The following is a 4568-nucleotide window of genomic DNA, read 5'->3' as shown; positions in this document are numbered from 1 at the left end:
ATCTTTTTGCGATATTTTTATCTTTCTCAACTCACTGATGCTAAGGCATCGCCTCGTCTCAAAAAATAAAAATCTCATCAAAAATCTTAGAAATCATAAAATTTGATAGTTTTCTTAGAGGCACTATGTAAAAATTCATTAAATCGAGTAAAATCAATCTGTGAATCTGTGGCTTTATAAAAATACTTTTGGTTCTAAGGTATAAATTTAATACAGATTAGTTATAATTATTATATATTAGTTTTTTTATTAAATGATTAAAAAATGTCAAAGAAGCGTATTTTAGCATTATTCCTTATTTTATTATTATTGATTATTATTGTATTTGTTATTTTTAAATTTAAAAAAAGTAGTACTGATGATATAATAATATCTGTTAAGAAAGGGCAATTTGAAATTTCAGTTACAACAACGGGTGAACTACAGGCACTAAATTCTGAAAAAATACTAGGTCCGTCAATAAGACGAGCGGGGATTTATAATGATATTAAAATTAATGATATAATACCTGAAGGCACGGTTGTAGATTCAGGTGATTATGTAGCAACTCTTGATAAAAGTGATGTACTGACAAAGCTTAAACAGATTGAAAGTAAATTGCAGGAAATAGAAGCACAATATATTCAAAAAAAACTTGATACAACTTTAAACCTCAGAGGAGCAAGAGATGAACTTATTAATCTTAAGTTCAATGTGGAGGAGAAAAAAATAACTTATGAACAGTCAAAATATGAACCGCTCGCAACAATCCGACAATATAAAATTGAACTTGAAAAATCTGAAAGAGCCTATAATCAAAGCCTGAGTAATTATATACTTAAAAAGAAAAAAGCAGAAGCAATAATTACAGAAGTATTTGCCTCATTGAATCAGCAAGAATATGTACGTGATAATTTATTAGAGTTAATTGAGGAGTTTAAAATAAAAGCTCCAAAAGCAGGAATGTTAATTTACAGAAAAAGTTGGCGGGGCAGAAAGATTAAAGCGGGTTCAACCATTAGCCCCTGGAATCCTGTTGTTGGTGAATTACCTGACTTATCAGTAATGATTTCAAAAACATTTATCAATGAGATTGATATTCGAAAAATAAAAGTCGGTCAACAAGTAATTGTTGGAGTTGATGCTTTTCCTGACAAAAAATACTCAGGAGTTGTAAAGGAAATAGCCAATATAGGCGAACAGCTACCAAACAGCAATGCTAAAGTATTTGAAGTGATAATTCAACTAAATGAGTACGATTCGATATTGCGTCCGGCAATGACAACAAGTAATAAAATTATAACAGATACTTTTAATAATGTTGTTTCTATTCCGTTAGAGGCTTTAAATACTTCTGATAGTTTGATATATATTTACAAACAAAGTGCTTTAAAGATTGTGAAACAAATTGCAAAAACAGGAAAATCAAATGAAAATGAAATTATAATTATAGAAGGTATTAAAGAAGGAGACAAAGTTTTATTGACAGTTCCTGAAAATGAAGAAAAGCTTAATTTTGTTGAGTTGGACTCAAAAAAGGAGGTATCTTCTAAAGCAAAGAAATCTTCTTTAAATAAAAAATAATTTTAAAAACATTGAAATTTTTAGAAAAATATTATCACGATATATCTTCAGCTTTTGAAGCTATAATTTTAAACAAACTAAAATCCTTTCTAACAGCTTTAGGAATTGTATTTGGCGTAGCGGCTGTTATTAGTATGTTGGCTATAGGCAAAGGTGCTCAAAAAGAAATTCTTGAGCAAATAAAGTTAGTAGGTGTAAATAATATAATAATTACTCCTATTTTGGATGACAAACAAAATAATGAAATATCTGAAGATGAATCTGATAAAAATAAAAAAGAAAAATTTTCAAAAGGTTTAAATATAGCTGATGTAATTTCGATAAAAGAAATTATTCCAACAATTAAATATGTATCACCTGAAATTAATATTGAAACTAATTTAATAAATAAAGGCAAGCATGAAGAAGTAAAGTTATTAGGTGTTACTGCATATTATTTCAAACTATTTAACCTTGAATTAGAAAAAGGAACTTTTTTTGGTAATTATCAGGAAAAATATGGCAAGCCAATTTGTATTATCAGTAATAATTTAAAAACAAAACTGTTCAACACTGAAGACCCAATAGGCAAGCAGATTAAATGTGGGGGAATTTGGCTAAAGATAGTTGGTATTCTCAAAAGCAGGACTGTTTCAGAAAACAAATTACAAGAATTGAAGTTGAACAAATCCAACTCAGAGGTTTATATTCCACTAAAAACAATGTTAATGTATTACAGCAACAGAGAAAAAATCTCTTCAGAAATGGTTAGTGATAGAAAATACTTTGAAGAGGAACATCCTGACTGGAAATATAATCAGTTGGATAAAATTACCATACAGGTTGAAGAAACAGAACAACTTATTCCGACAACGAAAATTATTGATAGAATGTTATTAAGAAGACACTCAGGAATTGCTGATTTTGAAATTACAGTACCTGAATTATTATTAAAACAACAACAAAAGACCAAAGACGTTTTCAATATTGTATTGGCAGTTATTGCAGGAATATCTTTACTTGTCGGTGGTATTGGTATTATGAATATAATGCTTGCATCCGTTATGGAAAGAATAAAAGAGATAGGAACAAGGCAGGCACTTGGTGCCACTAAGAAAGATATTGTTATTCAATTTTTGGCAGAATCAATAATGATAAGCGTTTCAGGAGGTATTATTGGAATTATTCTTGGCATTGTTATGTCAGGATTGATACAAAAAGTTTCAGGAATATTAACAATTGTTTCAATAAGTGCTATTTTAATATCTTTTTTCGTTTCAATATTTATTGGAATTATATTCGGTTATATGCCTGCAAAAAAAGCTGCAGAAAAAAACCCCATAGAATCATTAAGATATGAATGAAAATGAAATGCTTGAAAGATTTATTTTTAAAAAAGTCAATATGAAGTTATTAAAAGCAATACTTGTTATTTCGATTTTATCTACATGCAATTTTGCAAATGCACAGGACAATAAAGTCAAACTTAGTTTATCAGAAGTTATAGAAATTGCAACTACTCAATCTCCTGAGTCATTTCTTACAAGGCATAAATTCAGAGCTTATTATTGGAGATACAGAACACATCTTGCTAATTATTTACCATCATTATCATTATCAGCAACGCTACCATCATTTGAAAGATCAATTTCTAAAATAACTTTACCAGGTGGTGAAGATGCCTTTGTAGAAAGGCGATTATCAACATCATCTGCAAATCTGTCAATTGAAAAAAATCTTGGCTTTACAGGTGGTAAGTTTTTTCTTAATACCAATCTGGATAGAATTGACCTTTATGGTGATTCAACAGTTACATCGTATTTAAGTTCCCCATTTTCCATAGGAATTATACAGCCTGTTTTTTCTTACAATTCTTTAAAATGGGATAAAAAAATCGAACCGATGGTTTATCAAGAATCGCAAAAAAATTATTTACTGGATATTGAAAATATTTCGATTAGGGCAATACGATATTTTTTCAATCTTGCTCAATCCCAGTTGAATGTTCAAATTTCGTTGGTTAATTTTAATAACAATGATACTCTATATCAAATTGCAAAAGGGCGATATAACATGGGTATAATTGCCCGTAATGAACTTCTTCAAATGGAACTCAGCTTACTCAATTCGGATGCTGCTGTTAATGATGCGGAACTTGACCTTAAAATGAAAAAATTTAAGTTAACATCATTCCTTGGATTGGCTTCTAATACGGATATTGAAATAATTGTACCTTCAAATATTCCTGATTTGAAAATAGATTTTGAAAAAGCACTATTGTATGCAAAAAAAAATAATCCTGAACTTTTAGCTCTCAGCATAAATTTAATTGAAGCAGAAAGAGATGTTCAAAAAGCTAAATTGGAAAATACATTTAATGCAGATATTTACGCAAGTTTCGGACTTACTCAAAGTGCTTTTAATTTAACTGATGCCTATAATAAACCTCAGGACCAACAAAGAGTATCTTTTGGATTAAATGTTCCAATTATTGATTGGGGACTGGGAAAAGGTAAATATAAAATGGCTTTATCAAATCAAAATGTTACACAAATTACTGTTGAGCAGGAAATTATTGATTTTGAGCAGAATTTATTTTTGAAAGTTATGCAGTTCAATATGCAGGAAAAACAATTACTAATTGCCGCAAAATCTGATACTATTGCACAAAATAGATATAATGTAATTAAGCAAAGGTTTTTGCTCGGTAAAATAAGCGTTACAGATTTAAATATTGCTTTAACTGAAAAAGATGAAGCTATGAGGAAATACTATAATTCTCTTTTTAATTATTGGAATTATTTCTATGATTTAAGAAAACTCACATTGTTTGATTTTGAATCAGATAAAGAATTAATTTTTAATATTGAAGAAATAATTGAATAAAATGCTTCTATGCTTAATAGACAAATGTCCATTTGGCTCTACATTCTTTTATGAACCTGCATCTTGCATCCTGCATCTTGTATCCTGTATCCTGCATCCTTATTTATTTGTTTCTCGCAAAGACGCAAAGAACGCAAAAA

The 4568-nt window shown here is 29.1% G+C and carries 3 protein-coding genes; all 3 read left to right on the top strand.

Annotated elements, in window-relative coordinates:
* Nucleotides 1–264 precede the first annotated feature (264 nt).
* The 3 genes from U9R42_03135 to U9R42_03125 are packed head-to-tail and all read left to right on the top strand — an operon-like array spanning nt 265 to nt 4428.
* Nucleotides 265–1563 carry an HlyD family secretion protein gene (locus tag U9R42_03135; GenBank protein MEA3495010.1) on the top strand — a complete coding sequence of 433 codons (1299 nt, stop codon included), beginning with the start codon at nt 265–267 and terminating at the stop codon, nt 1561–1563.
* A gap of 11 nt (nt 1564–1574) precedes the next feature.
* On the top strand, nt 1575–2906 hold the full coding sequence (locus U9R42_03130; GenBank protein ID MEA3495009.1) for an ABC transporter permease: 1332 nt from the start codon (nt 1575–1577) through the stop codon (nt 2904–2906).
* A gap of 40 nt (nt 2907–2946) precedes the next feature.
* Nucleotides 2947–4428 (top strand): TolC family protein, encoded by a 1482-nt coding sequence (locus U9R42_03125; GenBank protein ID MEA3495008.1) that lies wholly within the window; start codon nt 2947–2949, stop codon nt 4426–4428.
* Nucleotides 4429–4568 lie beyond the last annotated feature (140 nt).

This window comes from Bacteroidota bacterium, from assembly GCA_034723125.1.
Classification (GTDB): domain Bacteria; phylum Bacteroidota; class Bacteroidia; order CAILMK01; family JAAYUY01; genus JAYEOP01.
This window is presented reverse-complemented; position numbering and strand designations above follow the sequence as displayed.